The organism is Variovorax sp. Soil_C_33, from assembly GCF_057656935.1.
On the sequence record NZ_JBDGJK010000005.1, the window covers coordinates 15468 to 37540 of the forward strand.

At 63.2% G+C, this 22073-nt stretch carries 24 protein-coding genes and 2 pseudogenes; 12 read left to right on the plus strand and 14 right to left on the minus strand.

The features are described from left to right. Nucleotides 1-385 precede the first annotated feature (385 nt). The 11 genes and pseudogenes from AC3A6B_RS09380 (at nucleotide 386) to AC3A6B_RS09430 (ending at nucleotide 7226) form a co-directional block, all read left to right on the plus strand. Nucleotides 386-709: a hypothetical protein gene (locus AC3A6B_RS09380; protein ID WP_487836456.1), complete on the plus strand. Its 324-nt coding sequence runs from the start codon at nucleotides 386-388 to the stop codon at nucleotides 707-709. A 217-nt stretch (nucleotides 710-926) separates the two neighbouring features. Then, entirely contained in the window at nucleotides 927-1277 is a 351-nt protein-coding gene (locus AC3A6B_RS09385; protein WP_162590208.1) for a nuclear transport factor 2 family protein, read from the plus strand. 177 nt (nucleotides 1278-1454) lie between these two features. After that, nucleotides 1455-1748, plus strand: a complete 294-nt coding sequence (locus tag AC3A6B_RS09390) for a type II toxin-antitoxin system Phd/YefM family antitoxin (RefSeq protein ID WP_162590207.1) — start codon at nucleotides 1455-1457, stop codon at nucleotides 1746-1748. After that, nucleotides 1745-2137 (plus strand): hypothetical protein, encoded by a 393-nt coding sequence (locus tag AC3A6B_RS09395; protein WP_487836457.1) that lies wholly within the window; start codon nucleotides 1745-1747, stop codon nucleotides 2135-2137. Before AC3A6B_RS09390 ends, AC3A6B_RS09395 begins: the two co-directional genes overlap by 4 nt. 100 nt (nucleotides 2138-2237) lie before the next feature. Continuing rightward, nucleotides 2238-2558 carry a low molecular weight protein tyrosine phosphatase family protein gene (locus AC3A6B_RS09400; RefSeq protein WP_487836458.1) on the plus strand — a complete coding sequence of 107 codons (321 nt, stop codon included), beginning with the start codon at nucleotides 2238-2240 and terminating at the stop codon, nucleotides 2556-2558. A gap of 151 nt (nucleotides 2559-2709) precedes the next feature. Continuing rightward, nucleotides 2710-3078 (plus strand): annotated as a pseudogene (locus tag AC3A6B_RS09405) (DUF6228 family protein); the annotation flags it as partial. A gap of 98 nt (nucleotides 3079-3176) precedes the next feature. Then, a pseudogene (locus AC3A6B_RS09410) lies at nucleotides 3177-4210 on the plus strand (IS110 family RNA-guided transposase). A gap of 529 nt (nucleotides 4211-4739) precedes the next feature. Further along, the gene (locus AC3A6B_RS09415) at nucleotides 4740-5156 is read left to right on the plus strand and encodes a MarR family winged helix-turn-helix transcriptional regulator (protein ID WP_487836459.1); all 417 of its coding nucleotides are present in this window, start codon (nucleotides 4740-4742) and stop codon (nucleotides 5154-5156) included. A gap of 246 nt (nucleotides 5157-5402) precedes the next feature. Further along, nucleotides 5403-5801 (plus strand): hypothetical protein, encoded by a 399-nt coding sequence (locus AC3A6B_RS09420; RefSeq protein WP_487836460.1) that lies wholly within the window; start codon nucleotides 5403-5405, stop codon nucleotides 5799-5801. 273 nt (nucleotides 5802-6074) lie between these two features. Further along, a complete protein-coding gene (locus AC3A6B_RS09425) occupies nucleotides 6075-6692 on the plus strand; it encodes a hypothetical protein (RefSeq protein WP_487836461.1) in 618 nt (205 codons plus the stop codon). 45 nt (nucleotides 6693-6737) lie between these two features. Continuing rightward, the gene (locus AC3A6B_RS09430; RefSeq protein ID WP_487836462.1) at nucleotides 6738-7226 is read left to right on the plus strand and encodes a DUF4304 domain-containing protein; all 489 of its coding nucleotides are present in this window, start codon (nucleotides 6738-6740) and stop codon (nucleotides 7224-7226) included. A 205-nt stretch (nucleotides 7227-7431) separates the two neighbouring features. Here the strand turns inward: AC3A6B_RS09430 and AC3A6B_RS09435 are convergent, their stop codons facing one another. The 5 genes from AC3A6B_RS09435 to AC3A6B_RS09455 all read right to left on the minus strand — a co-directional run bounded on the left by AC3A6B_RS09435 (nucleotide 7432) and on the right by AC3A6B_RS09455 (nucleotide 11413). Beyond that, nucleotides 7432-8880, minus strand: coding sequence for an IS1182 family transposase (locus AC3A6B_RS09435; protein WP_487836463.1), 1449 nt, complete (start codon nucleotides 8878-8880; stop codon nucleotides 7432-7434). 141 nt (nucleotides 8881-9021) lie between these two features. Next, entirely contained in the window at nucleotides 9022-9507 is a 486-nt protein-coding gene (locus AC3A6B_RS09440) for a hypothetical protein (RefSeq protein ID WP_487836464.1), read from the minus strand. Between the two features lie 38 nt (nucleotides 9508-9545). After that, nucleotides 9546-9842, minus strand: coding sequence for a hypothetical protein (locus tag AC3A6B_RS09445; RefSeq protein WP_487836465.1), 297 nt, complete (start codon nucleotides 9840-9842; stop codon nucleotides 9546-9548). A gap of 121 nt (nucleotides 9843-9963) precedes the next feature. Further along, nucleotides 9964-10575 carry a hypothetical protein gene (locus AC3A6B_RS09450; RefSeq protein WP_487836466.1) on the minus strand — a complete coding sequence of 204 codons (612 nt, stop codon included), beginning with the start codon at nucleotides 10573-10575 and terminating at the stop codon, nucleotides 9964-9966. A gap of 472 nt (nucleotides 10576-11047) precedes the next feature. Further along, nucleotides 11048-11413 (minus strand): immunity protein Imm33 domain-containing protein, encoded by a 366-nt coding sequence (locus AC3A6B_RS09455; protein WP_487836467.1) that lies wholly within the window; start codon nucleotides 11411-11413, stop codon nucleotides 11048-11050. Nucleotides 11414-11719: 306 nt separating this feature from the next. Between AC3A6B_RS09455 and AC3A6B_RS09460 the strand changes: the two genes are divergently transcribed. Then, nucleotides 11720-12094, plus strand: coding sequence for a helicase SNF2 (locus tag AC3A6B_RS09460; RefSeq protein ID WP_487836468.1), 375 nt, complete (start codon nucleotides 11720-11722; stop codon nucleotides 12092-12094). Between the two features lie 210 nt (nucleotides 12095-12304). On the opposite strand, the gene AC3A6B_RS09465 is transcribed toward AC3A6B_RS09460, so the two are convergent. The 9 genes from AC3A6B_RS09465 to AC3A6B_RS09505 all read right to left on the minus strand — a co-directional run bounded on the left by AC3A6B_RS09465 (nucleotide 12305) and on the right by AC3A6B_RS09505 (nucleotide 21863). Then, nucleotides 12305-13009 carry a TraX family protein gene (locus AC3A6B_RS09465; protein ID WP_487836469.1) on the minus strand — a complete coding sequence of 235 codons (705 nt, stop codon included), beginning with the start codon at nucleotides 13007-13009 and terminating at the stop codon, nucleotides 12305-12307. Between the two features lies 1 nt (nucleotide 13010). Continuing rightward, nucleotides 13011-13523, minus strand: coding sequence for a phospholipase D family nuclease (locus AC3A6B_RS09470; protein ID WP_487836470.1), 513 nt, complete (start codon nucleotides 13521-13523; stop codon nucleotides 13011-13013). Nucleotides 13524-13604: 81 nt separating this feature from the next. Beyond that, nucleotides 13605-14723, minus strand: coding sequence for an LPD7 domain-containing protein (locus tag AC3A6B_RS09475; RefSeq protein ID WP_487836471.1), 1119 nt, complete (start codon nucleotides 14721-14723; stop codon nucleotides 13605-13607). Between the two features lie 21 nt (nucleotides 14724-14744). Then, complete coding sequence (locus tag AC3A6B_RS09480; protein ID WP_487836472.1) at nucleotides 14745-16670, minus strand: type IV secretory system conjugative DNA transfer family protein; 1926 nt, start codon at nucleotides 16668-16670, stop codon at nucleotides 14745-14747. Continuing rightward, nucleotides 16636-17607, minus strand: a complete 972-nt coding sequence (gene virB11 / locus AC3A6B_RS09485; protein ID WP_487836473.1) for a P-type DNA transfer ATPase VirB11 — start codon at nucleotides 17605-17607, stop codon at nucleotides 16636-16638. The genes AC3A6B_RS09480 and virB11 overlap by 35 nt, the downstream gene beginning before the upstream one ends. Nucleotides 17608-17750: 143 nt before the next feature. Next, the gene (gene virB10, locus AC3A6B_RS09490; RefSeq protein ID WP_487836474.1) at nucleotides 17751-18938 is read right to left on the minus strand and encodes a type IV secretion system protein VirB10; all 1188 of its coding nucleotides are present in this window, start codon (nucleotides 18936-18938) and stop codon (nucleotides 17751-17753) included. A gap of 158 nt (nucleotides 18939-19096) precedes the next feature. Beyond that, a complete protein-coding gene (locus AC3A6B_RS09495) occupies nucleotides 19097-19936 on the minus strand; it encodes a TrbG/VirB9 family P-type conjugative transfer protein (protein ID WP_487836475.1) in 840 nt (279 codons plus the stop codon). Continuing rightward, nucleotides 19933-20655 (minus strand): VirB8 family type IV secretion system protein, encoded by a 723-nt coding sequence (locus AC3A6B_RS09500; RefSeq protein ID WP_487836476.1) that lies wholly within the window; start codon nucleotides 20653-20655, stop codon nucleotides 19933-19935. Before AC3A6B_RS09500 ends, AC3A6B_RS09495 begins: the two co-directional genes overlap by 4 nt. Before the next feature lie 155 nt (nucleotides 20656-20810). Next, on the minus strand, nucleotides 20811-21863 hold the full coding sequence (locus AC3A6B_RS09505; protein WP_487836477.1) for a TrbL/VirB6 family protein: 1053 nt from the start codon (nucleotides 21861-21863) through the stop codon (nucleotides 20811-20813). Nucleotides 21864-22073: the final 210 nt, after the last annotated feature.

Sequence of the window (22073 nt, forward strand, 5' to 3'; positions counted from 1 at the left end):
TCAGAATACGGCCACGAGGTCGTCCAAGCAGAGGAGCCACAGGCACATGAAGACTGAATCACCGCCTACTCTCGCGGGCAGGAAGCCAGATGCTTTCGAGATGAAGGTGCGATTGGGATGTGGGGCACTGCTGGGCCTGGTAGTCGGCTTGGGCATGTGTGTCAGCCTGTGGCCGCTGAGCACCCTGGGCGCGTGCATGCTTATGGGGGTCACCGTTGCGGGCTGCGCTGTCTGCGCAGCTCAGTTCGGTGACAGTTTCTGGTCAAATCTTCGCTGGCTGCAGTAGCGGTCCGTACCGCGGCTGCCGGCCACAACCGGACCTTCCGCGCTGACTTCCGCCTCGTCCCATGTCAGGCTACAGTCGACCTGAAGCCGACGTCAAATCATGGACTGGATTCTTTTCGCATCCGCGTTTCGCGCCAAGCTGAGACACCTCGCGAGTTGCTCCAAAGGAAACAAGGCGCGGGCTCTTGCGGCCAAGGTGTCCGCGCTTCCGTCGGCGTTCGCGACGATAGTGCTGCTGCAGTTCGTTCCAGACCGTGGGTATGATTTCTTGGCCACGATGAGCCTTGCGTTTATAGGCGCGGGGATGGCGGTTGCATATGCCGTACCGTCGCCGTTTCTTAGGCTCTTGCATCTCCTTGCGACCGACTTCAATCAGGTGGTGCTCTGGGGCAAGAGCAGTGAGCGGTCGCGCGACAAGGGCTAGCCTCCTCTCGGCCAGAGCCTGTCGTCACGGAGATCACGATTCGCGCGCAGCAGCTCCTCGCTTGGGCTGGTTTTCGGTCCATTGCTCCTTCCTCGGGCCGCGATTGATTGGGCTTGCCAAAATGTGATGTCGGGCCGGTTCGAAATGCACGTCACGGCCCTGATTCATTGATTACTCGCGCGGGCCCCCACCGCCATTCATGGATGGAGACGCTGAAATGCCCGAAGATCACAAGACAATCCTCGCGACCGCCAACGCCGCCATCATGGATGGCGACTTCGAAGGATTCTTGAAGTTCTGCACCGAAGACACCGTCTGGAACTTCGTGGGTGACACGATCCTGCGAGGCAAGCAGGCCGTTCGCGAGTGGATGGCCGTAACGTACAAAGAGCCGCCCCGCTTCCAGGTTCACCACATGATCGGCGACGGCGACTTCGTTGCCGCACTCGGCGAGATCACGTTGACGGACGAGGAGGGGAACACACGCCCTCATGCATACTGCGATGTCTGGCGATTCCGTGATGGCAAGATGGCCGAACTGCAGGCTTTCGTCGTCCTTGCACCGTAAAGACGGCGGGAGTTGGAGGAGGGCTTGTCGGCTCAGGTCCATTCACGATGGCAGCCTGGGCGGCTACAGTCGGCCAACCGCGGACTTCCGCAGGGCCGAACATCTCCGGCGGCGATTGAGGGGTACAGGTTTGGCTGCTAGACTGGCATTAAAGCAAACCTTAACGGATACTGCAATATGGCGTTGAGAGCATCAGACATTGTTCCCATCAGCGAAGCGCGCGCCCGGCTCACCGAACTGGCCGAAGACGTGGTCGGCAGCGGCTCAGAGAAGGTGCTGACGAAGAACGGGGCGAGCTACGTTGCCTTGGTCGATGCGCGCCGGCTGGACTACTACCATGCCCTCGAGTCGGAGCACGCCAGCCTTGTGCTGGCTGAAGACGCCATCACCGGCCTGCGGCAGGCCTTGGCAGGACAGTTCGTGTCTGACGAGGAACTGGACCAGGCACTCGGCGTCGCACCGGCGCCGTGAGCATTCCCGTCAACGCAAGGGTTCGGGCGGTCCCGAACTTTCTGGTGTGCCTGCACGCTGCGCGTAGCTTCATGGAGGAACAGGACGCCGCTTCTGCGCCTGTGCGCTTCAAGAAATTGCAGGCTGAAGTGGTCAAAGCGCGGGCGCTTCTTTCATTCGCACCCACAAGCGGGCGGCCTGCTCGATTCCTTGATGGCAAGTCGGGCTGGGGGCAGTTTCAAGCTGAACAGGCAAGGCAAATTGCCCAGGCACTTGGCTTGCCCGAGTTGCGGGAGCTGGTGCTGGCTCGCCACGTCTTGCTATACGCACATTCTGAGGGAGACGTGGTACTGCTCTCGATGCGGCACGAGCGGGAGTTGGGCTACGGGTTGCCCAGGCCATCCACCTGACGAGCGCTGACGAAGACTTGACCGCCGGGAGTCGGCCAGGACCGGACGGTCAAGGGTCTGCCAGAATTCCTGCTCTACCATCCCCGTCCAGACGCCACCAATGCGCCGCGTGCTCTTCATCTGCAGTAGGAACAGGCTTCGCAGTCCCACCGCCGAGAGCGTATTCGCGGGGCCCGACATCGAGACGGACTCCGCTGGCCTCGCGCCCGACGCAGACTGCGTACTGAGCATCGAACAGGTTGAGTGGGCGGACCTGATTTTCGTGATGGAGAAGCAGCACCGGGTGAAGCTCAAGCAGAGGTTCACGGCGTCCTTGCAGGGGAAAAAGGTCGTGTTCCTGGATGTTCCTGACCGCTACCAGTTCATGCAGCCTGAGCTCGTCACGCTACTGCAGCAGAAGGTTGGTCAACACCTGCGTTAGCGAGAGCGCCAGCGGAATCGAACGGCAAAATACGGCCCAGAACCAGACGTCGGCGAAGCAAGCAGAATCCGCGTCAAAGCCGACATTTGTGGAGGGAAGCATGAACGAATTTGTAGTCACTGCGGAGCGCCAGACATAGCTTCGATTCCACTCTCGTCGCTATCAACGGGATGGATCACTTGCAAGCTATGTCGTGACTCTGGAAGGCCACGGATTCAGCGCGACTGCGCAGGTTGGGAACCCCGAAGAGGGGCTGTCGCCCCTGAGGCTGTTCGATGAGATGGTCAGCGAATGGACCGGCTGGAAGGGTGAGAAGGGATGGGGTGCCCTTGACGGGGAGATGAGCCTGGTGGCCACTACCGATTCACTCGGGCACGTCAGCCTTGAAGTCAGTCTCGATCCAAGAGATGGGCCTCCTGAGTGGTCCGCGCGCCTCACGCTGGTTCTTGAGGCGGGGAGTCTGGAGCAACTCGCTGCGCAGGCAGGTGCGTTCTTCAGCTCCCGAGCGGTTCAGCACTAGGGCCGAGGTCGGCCATGAGCATCGGTGATCGGGCGGGCCCAGTAGCCCGCCGGAGCTGTCTCTCTAGACTCGTAGTCCGTTTACGAAGGAGAGCTCGAATGACGTACTTCACCGGAATCGATGTGTCGCTGCGCTCCGTCTCGATTTGCATCGTCGATGAGCATGGCGAGGTGTGCCACGAAGCCAAGACGGCGGCGCAGCCGGCGGCAATTGCTCAATGCTTGAGCAGCTTCAGCGCCGATGCGAAGTCCGTCGGCCTGGAAGCGGGAACATTGACTCAGTTCCTTGCCTACGGCCTGCAGGCGGCCGGCTTCGAGGTGATCTGCATGGAAGCCAGGCAGGTCAAGAACACCCTGGCCGCCATGCGCAACAAGACCGACCGCAACGACGCGCGCGGCATTGCGCAGATCCTGCGCACCGGCTGGTACAGCCGTGTGCACGTCAAGAGCATGCACAGCCATCGGGTGCGGGCGCTGCTGGCCAGCCGCAAGGCGATCCTGAAGAAGTGCGTCGACCTGGAGAACGAGCTGCGCGGGCTGCTCCGGGTGTTCGGATCTGCTTGCCGCCCCGCGTGGGCCACGGCGGCTTCGACGCCCAGGTGCGACAGACCTTCGCCGCGGACGAGATGCTGGCGTGCGCGCTCAACCCGTTGCTCGATGCCAGGACGGTGCTCTACAAGACCTACCTGAAGCTGGACAACGCCATCAAGGCGCTGGTGAAGGCTGATCCGGTCTGCAAGCTGCTGATGTCGGTGCCTGGTGTCGGGCCCGTCACCGCCTTGTCGTTCAAGGCGGGCGTGGACGACCCGGGCCGGTTCACCTCCTCGCGCACGGTGGCGGCGCACTTCGGGCTCACGCCCAGGCGCTTCCAGTCTGGGGAGAGCGACAACCCCGGCCACATCTCGCGCGCCGGCGACGCCGATGTGCGCTCTGCGCTCTACGTGGCGGCGCACTCGCTGCTCACGCGCAACGAGCAGTGGTCGTCACTGAAGGCCTGGGGCATACGGCTGGCCAAGACGCGAGGTCATCGCCGCGCTGTGATTGCCGTGGCGCGCAAGCTGGCGGTCATCCTGCATCGCATGTGGGTCGATGGCACGGTGTTCCGTTGGGGCGCTCAGGAGGTCGTCGCATGATCAGCTGAGCCAGACCAACCCCTGCTGAATGGTTGTTGTGAAGAGATTCGTTGAGGTGTGGACGATGGTCCGGATGAAGCCGCAAATGTCTGCTGCGCTTCAAAGCGCGCCCAAAAGCGTGGCTCCCCGCTCCGTCTGACCAATGCGTGCAGCGCCGGGCCGACAGGCCCGGGCCCGACTGCGTAGAGAAGCGTGACCTGCACCCAGACGATTCCAGCACAATGCCCACTACACAGAGACAGCCTGGTGTTGACAAACGGGCCCGATTAGAGAAGCGGACTGTCGATCGGAGCTTCAAGCCGAGGCGTACTGATCGTTCGGCAGTTAACAAGATGGTTGCCGCGGCACGGTTCTGATGTTGCTGGGCGCGCTCTGAGCATCACCTGCCCATCGTTGACGACATGCGATTGACTCGATGCACGAAACTCGCCTGCGCCGGACGAGTGGTTCCGCCGCCCATGTCAGCTTGCGCCGGAATGACTCGCGGCCTATACTGCGTGTAGCTACCCGCAATTGGATGACTGGGACCATGGCTATCCGCTCCAAGTGTGCTTGCACGCGCGTGCGCCGCGCCGCGCGGGTTCTCACCAGCCTCTACGACGAGGCGCTGGCGACCACCGGGCTGAACATCGCCCAGTTCGCGCTCTTGCGGGCCGTCGGAAGGCTGGGCACTCCGAACCTGTCGGAGTTAGCCGAGGAAATGGCGCTGGACCGTTCCACTCTGGGCCGCAATGTTCTGGTGCTGCAGCGCATGCGCCTGCTCGATGTGACCGAAGGCGACGACCTGCGGGCCAGGCGCATCACGATGACCACTCGCGCCCAGCGCTTGGTGGATTCCTGCCTGCCGATGTGGGAGCAAGCCCAACGCAAGGTGGAAGCGCGACTGGGCAAAGAGGGTGTGTCCACCCTGTTCGATCTACTCGAGCGGCTTGAAGCGGCGACTTGATCATGACGCAGCCGACTCGCCCCCTTTCGATCTCATGCGGGTACCTACCCGCTCCTGAAGGGATCCTTCTGCGGGCGCCGAAGAGAGGCCCTACTGGGCAATCGACGGCGTGCCGACGGCGCGCTTGCGACGCTGAGGCAGCGAAGCGGCCAGGCCGAGCACCGGCCTGTTCGAACATTCACGGCTGGTGGTCCTGGCCGCTCGCTCGAGCGGCCCGGGGGCGACCGGCCAAGCAAGGAGAAGTCCATGAACGCACCCCTTCGGGCAGTGGCGCTGCTATGCCTCGCCTTGCCCTTCCACGTCGCTCACGGCCAGTCGTCGGCACTGGTCGACAAGCCCTTTTCGCAGAGCCTGACGACGGCGGAGCTGAAGCGTGTCTACCTCGCCTGCGATCGGGCCTCGTCAACAGCGCGGCTTGCGATGCATGAGGCCATGCAGTGCTCGATCGTCCAAGAGGAGCTCAAGCAGCGGGAATTCGGCGGCAATTTTGACCAGATGCTGGCCTGGTGGAGGGAGCAGCGCGGCGTCGCGGAGGGCCGGACGACAAATCAGTGCGAGTCCCTAGACAACCAGGCCAATGTCGACGGCGGGCGGTGCCATCCTCCCCGGCACGCGCGTCGGGCCCCAGGCGGTGATCGGCGCTAGTCGCGTGTGTTGCGAGGGAGGCCGGGCCGGCGTGTCTGCGGCGGGCAATTGCTGGCGGATTGTTCGACAGACTGCCGAGTATGTCGCGGGCTCGCATCTGTCTTCAGCGCATCCAGCACGCCAGGACCCTGCTTCAGCGAACGATCGGGGGGCCCGATAGACGGCTTTGGGCCCTACCCAGATGCCGCGGCGTGAAGCGCGTGCACACCCACTCGACGTAGGGCAAGATGCGGCCATGAGCAGTCGTACGATGAGGGTTGCTGGATAGAGACCATGACCCCACCAGGATTCGAGTTCGATTGCAGCGCGGACTTGCCATTCATCGAGACATACAACGCGCGAAGGGCCCCTGATGCGCGCAGTCGCCTGCGAACGGAGATTGCGCCTATGCCGTACGAAGGTCGCATTGGCGCGCCATTGACATGGCTCTTGGCGAACCCGGGATACGACACGTCGCTCGGCTATCCCTTCAACCACCCGCCGCCTGTCACAGAAGGCTGGCCTCTTCAGAGCCTTGCGCCCGCCTACAGGGCTGGCTATGGGAAGTGGACCTGGGATCGCTTACGAGAACTGCGTGAGGCGCTGGGCGACCAGCACGTCAGCAACAACGTGCTGGCGCTCCAGTTGTGTCCATGGGCGTCAGCGTCGTTTGATGCCGGCTTGCGGCTGCCCTCCCGCGCTTTCGCTCGCAAGCTGGTGCTCCATCAACTGCAGATGGGGTCCCAATTTGTGCTGGTTCGCAGCGAGGCCACGTGGCGCGAACTGGTGCCAGAACTCGCAAACGTGACGCTCGCCCGGACCGCCCACCCGCTCTCCGCCTACCTCTCAAAAGGAAACCTGGGCGAGCACTGGAACGCGGTTCTTCGAGCGGTTTCCGGCGTGGCGGCCTGAGACCGACGGCGGCCACCGGCAAAATGCGCCCAACACCGGGCATTCATGACAAATCTCAAGACGCCTACGCTCGATGCGCTGAAACAGTTCCTTCATCCGCTCGGCTATCGCAAGAAGGCAGGTCTTTTCTCGCGTGAGTTGAAGGACGTCGTTCATCTTGTCGAGGTGCAGGGTTCGCGTCACAGCACTTCCGCGCAGGCCGTCTTCACGGTCAACTTGGGCATCTTCGTTCCTGAACTTGTGTATCCGGATGTCCGGGAGGCCATCAAGCCATCGATTCCAGGCGGCCACTGGATGCAACGTCTCGGCGTTCTATGCCCAGAAAACCAAGACCTTTGGTGGAAGCCAGAAACTCCCGAGCAGGCTCTTGAAGCGGCGGACGACATCCTGAACCGCCTGCGACTTTTCGGTATTCCCGTTCTTGAAGCTCTTCCAAACGCGGTCTCGCTCGTCGAGCTCTGGAAGTCAGGTCGGAGTCCTGGGCTTACTGAACGCCAACGCGCCAAATTCTTAGTTGTGCTTGGCCAAGTGTGAGTCGATGGGGCCCTCGACGAATGTCAGCTACGGAGGAAGCTGGACAGCCGGTATGGGCCGAGGCCGTGTGCAAACGCTCGGCGTCCAGTGTGCAGGCGATGACCCGGACGCGGCGAAGTTGCCAATAGCGGTTTGTCCATTAGGCGGTGCTCGGCAAGTGCGCCGGGGTCGTCTAAATTGATCGTTGGAGGGGGCCTTACGAGGCTCACGCCCCCATCAATCTCATCGCCTTCATCGTCCTGGCTATACCCAAGATCGCGATGACCCTCTTCAGGTTGTAAGCCAGCACGTGCAGGCTCATCTCGGTGCTCACGTGCTCCAGTTTCCTCGTCAGGAAGTGCGTCCAGCCCATCCAGTGCTTGAACGTTCCGAACACGTGCTCAACGGTGCATCTTCGCAGCGTCATGGCCATAGGCTTGTGGTCCAGGCGTTGCTGGACACGCTCGAGCACCTCCTCATACTCCCACCGCCGGATGCGCCGGTAGTCGCCGGGCGTGCATGGATCCTTCATGGGACACCTGGGGCAGGCGCTGGTCCAGTAGAGACGCGCCTTGAGTCCGTTCCTCTCTAACGTGCTGAACCTGTAGATGGCTCGTTCGCCTGCAGGACACTGATACTCGTCAGCCTTCGCGATGTAGATGAAGTCGCTCTTGTCGAAGCGTCCATCGGCCTTGGCGTTCGAGGTCATCGGCTTGGGCACGTAGGTCTTGATGCCCGCCTCCTCGCAGGCCTTCAGCTCCGTGCCGTTGAAGTACCCGCGGTCGGCAAGCGCTTGCAGCTTGGTCTTGCCCATCGCCTCGCGCGCAGCGTTTGCCATCTTGCTGAGTTGCGCGCGGTCGTGGCCGACGTTGGTGACCTCGTGAGCCACGATCAGGTGGTGCCTGGCATCGACGGCGGTCTGGACGTTGTAGCCCACCAGGCCCGTGCTCTTGCCTGACTGAAGCATCGAGCGCGCATCGGGATCGGTGAGCGAGCGTTGGCCGTCAGGCTCCTTCTTCAACTCTTCTCTGGCGTCATCGAGCTGCTTCATCTGCTGGCGCAGCTTCTTGATCTTGTCCTGCAATCGCTCGGTCTTGGCTTCGATCTCCGCGGGCTGCGTGCGGTCGGCTGTCTCCAGGGCGTCGAGGTAGCGCTGGATGCTCTGCTCGATCTGCTTCTGACGACCGTCGATCTTGCCAGGGGTGAAGTTGCGGTCGCGGCTGTTGACCGCCTTGAACTTGCTGCCGTCGATGGCCACGATGGCGTGCGTGAACAGTTTGAGCTCGCGGCACAGGCCGACGAAGCGGCGGCAGACGTTGCGAATGCCCTGGCCGTTGTCGTGGCGGAAGTCGGCGATGGTCTTGAAGTCCGGCGCCAACCGGCCGGTGAGCCACATCAGTTCGACGTTGCGCTGCGCTTCGCGCTCCAGGCGGCGGCTGGACTGGATGCGGTTCAGGTAGCCGTAGATGTAGAGCTTCAGCAGGACTGAAGGGTGATATGAGGGGCGCCCAGTGGCTGCGGGTTCAACGCCTTCGAAGCCCAGTGAATAGAGGTCCAACTCCTCGACGAACGCATCGACGACTCGCACCGGATTGTCTTCGCCGATGTAGTCGTCAAGGCACTCTGGCAACAGAGTGACCTGCTGACGGTCTTCGCCTTCGATGAATCGCTTCATAGGCCACCACCTCGTTCAAACGGGTTGGCTCAATATAGGCGGCCATCAAGGGAGTTTCCACACAGCCTTGGCCCTGAGCCGACCTTCGCCTCGCTCCGAAGCGGACGCCGACCAGCCCGCAGAAGCTACCGAAGTGAGTGCCTAAGCCGGATGCGTTTGCAGCACAGCCTTGATTTCCCGCACAAGCAAAATGAAGTCTCGGATGAGTGAACGCAATGCATCAGGGCTTCCCACATCCGGCCGCGGATATGGTGCGGGGCCGGAAAAAGGGCTTCTGGAGAAGGTCGGGTCCTCAAGAACCTTTGCGTCATAGGCAAGCACTGCGAAGTTCGAGCCGATGGTCCCGTTCGGACCGGCAGCCGACATCATTAGTTCGGGACCCGAGCGCTGTATCACAAAGAGCGCGCTCCACTCAAGCCCCGCGATAACCTCCGCTTCTACTTCGTATGAACGGTCGCGACTGTTATAGCGTGGCTTGGCATCGAGTTCATCAAAGGCGGCGATGACCTCCGCCTTTTGCCCCCGATAGCTCGATTGAGGGTTCCTGGGATAGCGGTCACAAAGCGCCCAGTACTTCGCTGGGAAGTCGATTGACAGCAAGAGTCGAAGAAATTCCTGTTGAGTCATATCGTTGCAAGCGGACTATGGAAGTCTGGTTCTGGCCGCTATCTGCCGAAGACGCCGCCTCGCCAAGCGAGAAACAGAAACCACCCGATGATGGCCGTCCACATGCCGATGACACCTGCGACCTCCATCTGGACCACAAGCCGCCCTCGTTGGTCTCTTGCAAAGCCATGCCAAGGAAAGGTCAGCGTCTTGTCCGTCTCGCTTTGAACCCTGATTTGTCCGAGCGTGAACGTGCCGAAGACCACGAGACCAAGGATGTACCCAATTGCCTCTCCAAAGAACAAAAGAAAGACGCCCCCCAGGATTGAGAGCAAGAACTCGGGGGTGGGCAGCATGAATACGGTTGTGTTGCAGCAATGGCGAATGTTTGCGGGCAATTCTTACCGGCTTGAAGGTCAGTGTGCACGCGCTTTCTGCACCTGCCCTGAACTTCCGGTATTGGCCGGCTGCTGCCTGTCATGCGGCTCGCCAACCTGTCGGTATTGTGAATATCTCCCATGGCTCGGAGAGTACCTGAGGGCGTAGGAAAAGGTTTTCCAGTCGCTCAATTTCCGGCAGCAAAAATTGCTTGCTGGCGCGAACCTTTCCGACCACCACCACGTCCCCAGGAACAACGAGCGAACGTAGGTACGAATTCGTCCTTTCCATTCGTGGCAGGAAGGCTTCCAGCCTCTGATTTGATGTGATGTGCTTGTCGAAGGAACTCATCACTATTCCGTCGACCCACCCGTGCTCGAGCGCCGGCGCAACGTCACCCAACATAGACTGAACCCACTCCGGCGTGTCTGCTTCGCCTACAACTTCCCGCGTGAAAGCGGCGAACCACACCTCCGCCACTGCGTTGTGCATCCAGAAGCACTTGCCTCGAAAGGTCATCAACGAGCTTGACACATTGAGCCTCCACCTCTTTGTATTAAAACCAAGACGGGCCGTCAGCCGATTTGAAAGGCCGAGAAGCCGACCGTGCTCTCTGCGCACCTTCTTCAAGGATGGCTCCCAGCCCATGGCCGCCTCAACCTCAACGACGCATCCCCAGGAATTTCCGCCGCAGTCAAGCGATATGGTCATCGTCTCGGTCGAGAAAACGCCCACAATTCTGGCAGTTCATACCTAGATTCGCGGTTGGATTGAAGGTCCGGTCCTGGCCGACTGTAGCAAGTCAGCTCGCAGCTCGTACTGCTGACCTATGGGGCGAACCCCGAAAAGCGGAAGAATGCCCGAAGGATGAGACTTTGCACAAACCACCATTGGCCGACCAGCAAGCCCGTGACTACTCCTGCCATAGGCCAGACCTTCGGGCCGGTCTGAAAGAGAAGTCGGGCCGCGAGCAAAGCACTCACGACCCCCAGCAAAGACAGGTACGTGTAATATGAATTGGTGCTCCAAAGAGTCTCGGAAGCCAAGATGGTTAGGCAAGACGCACAGGCGAACGGCCCCCAAAGTTTGACTTGTTGCAAGGTCATAAAGCTGATTTTCGAGGCTGGGGCGAACTTCCGCTAGTGGCCGAACTGTGCCATAGCTGTGTGAGGAGGCCGCGCTGCTATTCGCCGTCGAGGCGCAAGAGCTTCTCGTCGAACCAGATGTCTTCGTAGCCCGGCGCAATCAAGAAGCGCCAGCCGGGTGGCAATCCAAGGTATTTCTTTATCTCGGGCGCCCACCCGTCCAGATGCTCGATGTGAAGCGGCTTGAAGAAGTCGGCCTCAGTCGAGAACTCCTCGCCGGCCCAGATGTACCAACCGCTGGTCCCGGCGCTTGGTGGATGCCTCAGACCATTGATTGGGAGGATGCCATGGCGAACATCTAACGCTATGCCGAGCGTAAAGGTAGGCGGCGCCGCAAAGAATTCTGCGAGCAACCGACGACAGAGTTCGCGCTGCAGGTCTTCGACGGCGCTCCATTGATTCATGGCAGACCCACGCTGGCCGCAACGGGCGCCTTGGCATGGATAGTCATACAGGTTTTGAGCACGGTGTCCGAGTGACTGGTTGTGGCCGACTGTAGCCGGTCGCCGCTTAGGCGACGTAGGCCGAGCTGATGGTCCGGCCCGCGCCGGCGCGGTTGTCGATGACGATGGACTGGCCCAGCTCTTCGAACGGCCGCATTGTTTCCGCGACATGAACGCCAAGGTGCGAAAACGCACATCCGCGAGGCCCTTTGCGGTCGCAAACTTTATCCCACACCAACCCATTCAACCAATTGAAGGAATCCGACCATGAACACCGCTTCCAAGCTCCTCTCCGGTTTTGCGCTCGCGATCCTCGCTGCCGCCGGCGTCCAAGCAGAAACCTATGACGGGGTCGCCAAGGTCACATCAACCCAGAGCCGTGCCGCAGTGCGCGCTGAAGGTGTCGTGGCCGCACGCAGCGGCGACCAGTTCAGCGATGTGGCCGGGCAAGGCGTCGCCAGCATCGCCAGTTCGGTCGATCGCGCTTCGGTTCGCTCGCAAGGATTCGCTGCCGCTCGCAGCGCGAACCCGTACGCGGAAGGCTACGGCCAAGGCGTGACGCGCGTCGAATCGCCTGTCGACCGCGCCAGCGTGCGAAACCAGGCTCGCGCAGCCGCGCGCGGTGATCGCCTCGCCATCTGAAGTGCTGCGTTCCCGAAAAGCCGGGCTGGGCCCGGCTTTTCCTGATCCGTGCTCAGGCCCCGCCGGGCACTATCCCAGCGGCGCACGCAGGAGCTGACGACGCCACCATGCCCCATCTCAACAACGAGCGCAGAAAAACCCGGGGACAAGTGGTAGGCGACCCCGGTAGAAGTCGGGGGCAGCTTAAGGGGGCCTCCGAGCTGTGTCAGGTCAGCTGCGGACGAGCCAGATGATGAACAGGTGCGCCGGATAGAAGGCATAAAAGGCCCAGCGGCGACGCGGCATCGGTATGTCAACGTGCGACGCACCCCAGACGAGCGGCAGGCAGGCCAGCGCCGCGAAGTTGCGGTTCACGATCCAGAGCGAGGCGATCGCGGTCGCCCAGAGAGCGAGCCGAGTCGCAGTTGACCGGCGACAAAAGGCCCAGGCACCCAGGCAGCTCAGTACCCCGAACCACCAGAACTCGACCAGCGCTCCCGCAACGACAAAGGCCAGCACGGCCAAGGTGATCCGCGCTGCGCCGCCGAGCTCGACCATCCACACCATGCCGGTGGCCAGCAGCAGCATGAAGAGAATGTTCAGCGGCCACCACCCGCCGAGAGCGGCGAAGGGAGGCGTCGCCAGCGCGCCAAAGACAAGGAGTCGTCGCATCACCTTGAGGTGCATGCCCGCCTCCAGCGCGCCCGGACGCGCGAGGTTGTACATGAGGACGAAGCCGAAGAGAGGCAGGACCATCCGTCCGAGGTCGAACAGCACGGCCGAAGCCTCATTGAGCAGATATTTGTTGGCGTGATCGAACGCCATCAGGCCGAGCGCGAGCCATTTCAACGCCTCCAGCGTGCCGTCCGCGACAACAAGGCGATCGGTGGGCCGCGCAGGAGGAGTCGATGTCTTCGCGGAGAGTGCCTTTGCCATCTCAGTACGCAGGGGTCAGATCCGTACCCTCGTCCCACAGGCGGCGCCACTGCGCGTCGTATTGCGCCGCGATCGCCGGGGCGTTGCGCACCACCAGCACGTTCTCCGCATTGCGCTCGGCAGCGGACGCCGTGTAGTTGAAACTGCCGGTCTGCACGGTTGCGCCATCCACGACCATGAACTTGTTGTGCTGGATCGCATAGCGCGCATTGATGCGCACGGGCACCCGTTCGTTCGCCAGGAAGCGCGCCGCCGAATAGCTCTTGGTGGCTTCGTCTGAGTCGATGAGCACGAACACCTTGACACCACGGCGTGCGGCGTCGCGAAGCGCTGTCGCGATCGGTCGGCTCGTGAACGAATAGGCGGCCACGAGAATCGATGAGCGCGCGCCACGGATCGTATCGAGCACCAGAGGCAGGGCCTTCCCCGGCGTGAACGCGGCGGAGACGACGGCCTGCGTGGCCTGGGGCGTGGGCGCGAGCTCGGCGGATGCCGCGGCAGGCGCGCCGAGCATGACGACTGCAAGGACCGCAGGCAGGAGACGGCTGGAGAAGGAGGAGGGACGTACGGAGAGAGGCATGGTTTTTCTGATTCATTAGAAACGTGTGCGCGCGGGATCTTCGATGCCGGGCGCGGCGCGTCCGCGATGATGGGTCGGCGACTCTCGCATGCGCCGCGCCGGCACCCGGATGCGCTCACCCTGAGCCACCGCATCGGCCAGCTTGTCGCGGATCGCCTGCACGACACGGACCTGGTCGTCGGTGCGCGGCGTGAGGCGCCGGGCGAACTGCTCGGCCAGCTTCAGCCCGATGACGGCGCCGGCGAGTTCGGGATACTGGGCCAGGATCGCGCTCGTGGGCATCTGCCCTCCGCGCACGATGTCAGCCTTGCGGTTCAATGCTTCCAGATACTGTACTTTCTCCACGGTCCAGCCCATGCGCTGGGTGAGGATCTTCTTCTTGCCCACAAGGTCGCCCGCCTCGTTGCGATTCGGCACGCGAACCGTGACCGGTCGCGCGCCGCGCCGACTCAGCAGCACCTCGTCACCGATGCGTGCGCCTGAACGGGACTCGGCCAACGCGCGTTCCAGATCGGCGCCCCAAATCGTTCGCTCGCCGACCTCGGTCCTGATGCGCACGTAGTACGACATCCGCTGCATCGGATCGAACTGGTACGGCGCGGCCGCATGCGCGAGCAGGACACCGGTGATCGGAGGCCGGGGCCCGTCCCGCGGCGCGCGTCGCTCGCCAGTGAACGTTGACGCAGAGACGGCGGCCGCTGGTGCGCCGTCTGCACGCCCAGCCTGGCTACTCCAGGCTGGCGTCCTTTCTTTTGCACGCTGCAGTTGCTGCAGCTCCAGCGCGTCGGGCTCGTAACCCTGGACGCCGATGCCCTGCAGACTGGCTTCATGCCAGACCATGCGCCGGAACTCCCCGGTGCCGGACAGCTTCACCACCTGCCAGCCTCTCGCCTGCATGATCGCGACGATGCTGTGCACCACTTCCAGGTTGTGGGTGCTGACCCTGAGTCGGGTGCCGTGGTCGACAAATGCCAGTGTTCGATCGGGAAAGAAATAGCGATCGTCGATGCGCAGGAAGCGACGCGCGACTGCGTCCGGCACCACGCGGTTCGCTGGAGCACCAGGATGCGGGGGATGCTCCAGTACAGAGCCGGCCGTTGCATCGTCACTGGCGTGGCTGGGGTCCGGGTTCATGGGCGTCTCCTTGCCTCGTCTTCAGTTCAGCAGCTTCGAGATGAAGCTGTCGGCGGCTGCCTTGACCTCCTCATCGGTCATCGGACCCTGCGGAATCTCGACATCGTCGAAGTCGAGCGAGAAGTCTGCGAGGTCCAATTCGGCGAGGCGAACTTGATCGACTTGCATTTCGGGTGCCTCCTGCGAGGAGATGTGGCTACCTGCCCGGGCGCCATGCCTGGAGGTGCCGCTGTTCACCGATGAACTGTTGGCTGCGGGGCGCAGGCCCACCGCGTTGGCGAGCTCGAGCTTCGGGACCTCCGGTGGAGGCAGCTCGCGCCTGGCGAAGTAACGGTCGCGGAAGTAATAGACGCGACGGGCCAGCACGGGACGCAAGCCCTCATAGAACAGGATCATCCGGTTCGCGCCCAGCTCCTTGACCTCCTGCGGCAGCAGGAGCCGGCGCGGCTGCTCGCTGATGCTCACGGTGGGCGATTTGCCGGCGCCGCCCCACATTGGACGGCTGATGTTCTTCTGCCTGACCGTGTAGGTGCCGAGCTCGCGCGATACGGCCTCGGCGTCCTCGAACTCCTTGGGCGGAAAGACGATGCGCGCCGCGAGCATCTTGCGGATCGACTTGGCACCCTCGACGCCGTATTTCTCGATCAGCTGCGAGTTCGACTGGACGATCACGACCGTGCGCACGTTGTAGCCGGGCAGGAAGGCCGTGGATTCGGCGATGACGGGGATACGACCCAGGGCGGGGAATTCGTCAAGCATGAGCAGCAGCTGATGGCGCAGCGCGGGGTTGTTCTCGGGCAGCTCGCGGGTCTGCAGGCCGATCGCCTGCTGGAAGAAGAGGTTCAGCAGCGGCTGCAGGCGGGCGATGTTGTCCGGGTTGATCTGAACGTAGATCGAGATCGGGCGCTTGCGCAGATCGCGCAGGTCGAATTCGTTGGCCGAGGTGGCCGCGTCGATCATCGGGTTGAGCCAGAGATCGAGCCGGCTCGTGAAGGTCTTGCGGATGCTCGATGCTGTGGTGGGCGCCAGGTCGATCACGTCGTAGAGGCTCTGCACGGTCTCCTGCGACAGCGGGTATCCGGCGCGCTCGCACGCGTCGATCACGCGCTTCCAGTGCTTCTGGAAGCCTTCGTCGTCGCTGGCCATGCCCTGGCGCAGGACCTCCCCGAGTGTCCGGGTCGCGCCTTCGGTCTGGAACAGGTAGAGCGCGATGCCGAGGAAGAGCGAGCGCGCGGACGAGGTCCAGAACGGATCGCCCGCATGCGGATCGGGGAACAGCATGGTGCCGATGCGCTGCAGGTCGTCGATGCAGCGGTAGGGCACCGTCGAGACATAGCCGAGCGGATTCCAGCGCGACGAGCGCTCGCGCTGCGACAAGGGATCAAACAGATGGACCTCCTGGCCGTGGGCCTTGCGATAGCCGGCGGTGCGCAGGAAGTTCTCGCCCTTGACGTCGCTGACGATGGCGGAGCCTGGCCAGTTGAGCAGATTCGGGATCACCACGCCGACGCCCTTGCCGCTGCGCGGCGGTGCCTCGAGCTCGACACCCTGCTGGCCGGGCAGCACGAGGTACCGATGGCCAAGGCGCCCGAGGATGATGCCGTTCTCGCCGAGGAGACCAGCCTGTTCGATCTCGCGTCGGCTTGCAAAGCGCGCTTCGCCATGGAGCGGCCGCCGACGTGGCAGCATTGCGAAGCCGATGAGGCCGAGTGAGAGCCCTTCGCCACCGGCGAGCGCCACAAGCAGCGCACGACGGACGTCGGGGCGCTCGCGGTACGCCTGCCAGTAGCGATAGGTCGTGAGGGGCGTGGCCTCGCGCGGCGGCAACTTCATCGCCACCAGAAAAAAGTAGCCGGCCAGGTACAGGCCCACCGCCGTCGCGAGCAGCAGCGCGACCGTGACCTTGAACGGACTACGCAAGTCCTCGGAGCTTGGTACCAGGTTCAAACCAGATCTCCCGCACGATGCGGCGCTGACGCTCGCGCCCGCACTGCACCACCACGTCCACACTCAGCTGCGCCAGCTCAACACCCTCGCGCGTGCTCATGCCCTGGCCCGCGCCGCTGCGCTTCATCAGCTGCGCCAGTGCCACGAAGGCCATCTCGGCGGTGTCGGCGTGCACGCTCGTGATCGAGCCGGGGTGGCCCGTATTCACCGAGACCAGGTAGTCGTAGACCTCATCGCCGGTGCGCAGCTCGGACACAAAGACACGATCGGGTCGCTGCCGCTTGGCGCTCGCGAGCAGCTGTCCCGGCGTGACCGACGCCTGGCCTTGCGCGCCCTGCGAATAGAACAGTCGGACGTGGTTCGGCTGGTTGTGCAACGACAGCTCCTTCACGTCCTCGATCGTCACGAGACGGTCGTCCGCCGGCACTTCCAGGATCAGCGCCTTGCTCACCGTCGTCTTGCCGGATCCCGTGGCGCCGGACAGGAGAATGTTCTTGCGCAGCTGGACGGCCCGGCGCAGGAAGCGCACGAATTGGCGCTGGGTGAGCAGCTCGGTGAGTTCGCGATCGGCGTCCGAGGCGCTGCCAGCGTCTGCCTGCGCGTGTCGCGGTTTTGGCACGCTGCGCGTCGGCTCGAAGATTCCCAACGCTTCGAGTTCTTCCAGCGTCCAGAGCACGTTCGAGGGCCGGCGAATCGTGATCGAGACCGTTCGCTCCTCGGTTGCCGGCGGCAGCACGATCTGGATGCGCTCGCCGCCCGGCAGGGTCGCGGACAGCAACGGCTCGTTCGCGGAAATGCGTTGGCGCGTGTGGTTGGCCACGAGCTTGGCGATCGACATGCACCAGTCGAAGGTCGCGAATGGCAACGCGTCTTGCGTCCAGCCCGACTGCCGCTCGACGAACGCTGTGCCCGGCTGGTTGATGCAGATCTCCGTCACCTCCGGGTCCTCGAGCAGGAAGGCCAGGGGTCCGAGGAAGAGGGCGAGGGAAGAGGGCGAGGGACGAAGGCTCGTCCCTAAGTGCGCTGGGCAGGGTGGCGCCTGAGGCGCCATTGGCGGCCTCTCGGGGGTGGGAGTGCGCCTCACGGATTGGCTGCATCGTTTCGCAGTGCATAGACGGTGCGGAAATCCACATCGCGCGCCACGAGGATCTGGATGCGCTCGCCCTGGTTCTTGATCACGGTCGGGGGGATCGAGACGGTGCTGCGCAGCACCTCCGTCACGACGTCCCGACCCGTTTGGGGCTCGAGGACCACGCCGCCGCCGCCGCCGCTGCCGATGTTGGTGCCGCTTTGCTGGCGCGCCTCGATCGCCTCCATCGTGCCGTCGATCACCGAGATCAGGATGGCCGCACCGAAGCGCTGCCAGAAGTGCGTGTCGACGAAGCCGGGCAGGCCGTTGCGGCCGAGTTCGTCGGTGCCTGGCGAGGCGAGCTGTACCACCACGCCGGTGGGCGTGCGCGCTTCGTTCCAGACCACAAAGACGCGGCCCTGGCCCTGGCGAGGTTCGCCGCGCTGCTCGCCCACGTACTTGGTGCCGCGTTCGAGCAGCACGACCTTGCCGTCGGCGCCGTAGATGTCGCTCGCCCCGATGCAGGTCGTCATGCCTTCGAACGTGGAATTGATGGCGGTCTCCAGCGTGCAGTCGATGAAGGCGCCTTTGGGCAGCAGCATGCGTCGCGTAGGGAGCAACTGGGCCGCCGCGGCAGGAGTCGGCGTGGGCTTCAGGTTGGCGGCCAGGGTGCCGCCGCTCATGGGCGATGGCGCGCTGCCAGGCATCGGGAGCGAGCCCATCAGTTGCGACATGCTGGGAATCGCGCTTGGCATTGACTGCGGCGCAGCCAAAGCGCCAGAGGGCGCCGCGACGCCTGCCGTCTGAGTGGTCTGGGCGCGACGCAGCACCGGCATGCCGAGCTGGCGCTCCAGGGCCAGCTGCTCGGGGGTCTTCGGCGGCGGTCCAGCGTTGCCGTTGTTCAGCGGGACAGGCGGCGGCAAGGTGGAGCTCGTGGACAAGGGCGTTGTGTTCAGCGGCGGCCTCGGCGGATCCACGCGCCCCAGCGGTGGCACCTTCATCTCACCGGCCGCCCGCGCGGCCGCTGCCTTCTTCGCTGCGTCTTCGGCATCGCGGGTCTTGGCGTACTGGGTGTTGTAGTACCAGAAGAGAAATCCGGCGCCGAGCAGCACGATGGTGCCCAGGGCGAGCGAGCTGCTGATGCGCGTCTGGATAGAGCGCTCGCGGTTGACAGACGGGATTCCCCGTTCGCCGTGCACTGCGTTTCCGCCCGCGTCGGCGATCGTGGACTCGGTTGCCTCTCCCGCACCTTTGCGTGCTGGGCGGATTTCTCCGGTATCGCTGTCGACCGAATACGCCTCATCGACATCAACGGGATCCGACTCGGATGGGAGACTTCGTAAGCGATCTTGTGACGTCATGGGTCGTCTCCCGTCGCGTTTGTCGTCGTGCGCTGGACGCCGGGTACATTCGTGTTCGAACTCATCCGCGCGCCGCCGCCGGCAAAGGACCGGTTCACCACGCAGCCGACCAGCTTGCCGCGCCGCAGCACGAACCGCCGCGCCACGCGATGGATCACGACTTCGTCGTCCTCGATGTTGAAGTTGAGCAGCGACTCGCTGCCGTCGTCGTTCTGGACGAACATCGCGGGAAACTCGGAACGGGCCTGAAAGCGCAGGCGAGTCTGCACGCCATCGTCATAGGCGCTCATGGGCCGCAAGGCCTCGCTGCCGCAGAACCAGTAATCCGTGTTGCGGGGGCGGTCGCTCGCAGCCTGGTTCATTCGGGCTTCTGTCTGCCGTCGCTCGCGCTCGGCCGCCGCGATCCGGGCGTCGTCTTCCGGATAGGTGAAGCGGATCGAATACACCATGCGCCGGGCGGCTTGTCCCGCAGGCGCATGGGCGGAGACGACATACTCGAAGTGATAGGCACGCCGGTTGGTCAGAAGCGTCAGGTTGGTGGAGGCGCGGGCCTCCTTGGGCTTGATGAAGAAGTGGTTGCGCTCGGCGCCGACGTCGAATGCGCCGTTGTCGCCGGAACCCAGGTTGACGAACTCCTCGCCCTCTGCGAACTGCAAATGGATCTGGTAGCCCACATAGCCATGCAGCATTACCACGTCGTCCGGGTTGTAGGCAACGACCCGGACGCGGGCGTCTGCCGATCCCGCCCGCGGCACAGTCGCTGCCGAGGCGCCGCCGGGCAGCAGGCTCGAGGCGACGCAAGAGCCGAGAATGAGCATTGCGGCCACCGCCTTCATCGCGCGTCGGCCTTGCCCGTCGGGACAATGCTTGCTGCCAATTCCGGCTCACGCCGATACTCGACCACGCGAAAGCCCAGCGGGTTCAGCGAACGCGTCTTGTCGTCCTTCGAAGGCTGCGTGTAGGCGTATTCGATCATCGCCACCCAATGGCTGACCTGCTCATCGCCGGTTCCGCCGGGGCGGGTGTACTTGCTGAAGCGCACCTGGGCGAGCTTGTCCTTGCCGCTGTCGAGCTTGAGGAAGGCGACGGAACGTACCTGTGCGCGAACCGTCGTGCCGTCCTTGAAGACGTTCAAGGGGGAGAGCGGGTTGTTGAGGTTCCAGAGCGCCGCCCACTCCTGGTTCAGGCGTGGTGAATTCTCGGCCGCGATGAGCTCATAGTCGGCTTCGGCCGTGCCGTAGAAGTAGCGCTCACGCGAGATCACATAGGTGGAGAGGAGATTGCGCGTCACCACCTGCTCAATGGCGGTAGTGCCTTCGTAGGTGGGAACCACATCCACGATGCCGCTGCTGCTGTCGACCCGGATCACGACGGGAACGGGCTGCTTCAGCGGTGTCAGACCGGCAACCGCTGCAACGGCGAGGATGGCGATGACGGATGCGACACCTGCGACGATCCACGCGGTTCTCGCCGAGCGCATCGCGCGGTCCGCGCGATCCATCTCCCAGCTGCGGGCCTCGAGCAGGTATCGATCAACGGATGGTTCGCGGTTCATGAGCCGCTCCGTTGGTTGCAGCACTGGTCTGGGCGTTGATCGGGCTCAGTGTGCCCTCGCATTCAGGGGGAAGGGGAGGACGCGTCCCGCAGCCGAGCAGTGATGCGGATGCCAGGAGTGCAACGATGTGCTTCATGGGGCGTTTTCCTCGCACACTATCGGGACCGGTTCGGATTGGGCATGACCTGTTCGCGCGGGATGACCGTGCCGCCGCGTTGAGGGCCACCGATCCGGTTCCAGGTGTTGGCGACTCCGGTGCCGACGCGGTTGCCGGCCAGGCGTCGCAGTGAGTCCCACTTGCTTCCCGGTTCGTGTCGCAATCCGTCGAGCACACCGCGACTGAATTCATAGGTGGATCGCTTAGCACCACCCATTCCCCATTGGACGAGTCCGCTCACGAACCCAAAAGAACTGAGTGCGATGCCGCTCGCTAAGCCGGAAGCGATGGGCATCACCTGGCGCATGATCAAGAAGACCAGCGAGGCGCAGAGAACCATGTTGAGCGCGTCGACAGTAACGATCTCCGCACCGCGCGCCGCAGTCTGGGTTGCGTATGAGGAGACCACCTGCAACATGAGTGAAGCGACCAGAGTGCTCAAAACCGAGATGAGGGCGTAGTTCGCCAGTTGGGCAATCCACGCTTCAAAGAAGCGCCGCGTTGCTTCGAAGAACAACAAGCAAAGAAAGACGGGACCGATCGCCAGAATGATTGCCAAGGCGAGCTTCGAGAGCGCCAGCAGAAATAGCGCGTAGACCGCGACGCTACCCATGATCAGGTAGACGATCGCCCCAGCAAGATAGAAGCCGAAGTCGCCACTGAGAACGCCGCCCTTGTTCCAGAGATTCGATGCGACCCTTCCGCCTTGATCCCAGATGGTATCGACCACCGAGACGGGGGCACCCGAACCCGAGATGGCCGCTGCGAGCTGAGCGGGTGCGTTGAAGAAGGTGTCCACGATGACTTCGTTGAACAGCCACAATCGCAGGCCAATGCCCAGTACAAGCGCGATGAAGACGATGCGCTTGACGCCTTCCCAGACCGGCTCCTGAATCCGACCGGTCATGCTCAAGAAGCCCCACGTCACTGTGTAGATGGTGGCGAGGGTCACGGCCGCGGGCTCGATCGCGGAAGCGACCGCAGCAGTATTGGTCGCGACGTATCCCACTAGTTGTGAGTTGAGCCATGTCCAAAACTGCTGAAAAAACATGTCTGCCCCTTGTCTGAATCGAGCTCAGTCGCTTCCGCCATTCGCGGGCGGCATTGAAGGTTGAAAGCGCTTCTCGAAGTTGCCGTGATCAGGCTTCGGTGCCGATACGCTGGGAGGCATCTGATGGGCATGGTCGCGGGAAACTGGCTCCCCCGGAGGAGGCTGTTCCCCGCTGGAGTGCAAGTAAGCACCGCCTGCAGCGATAGCAGC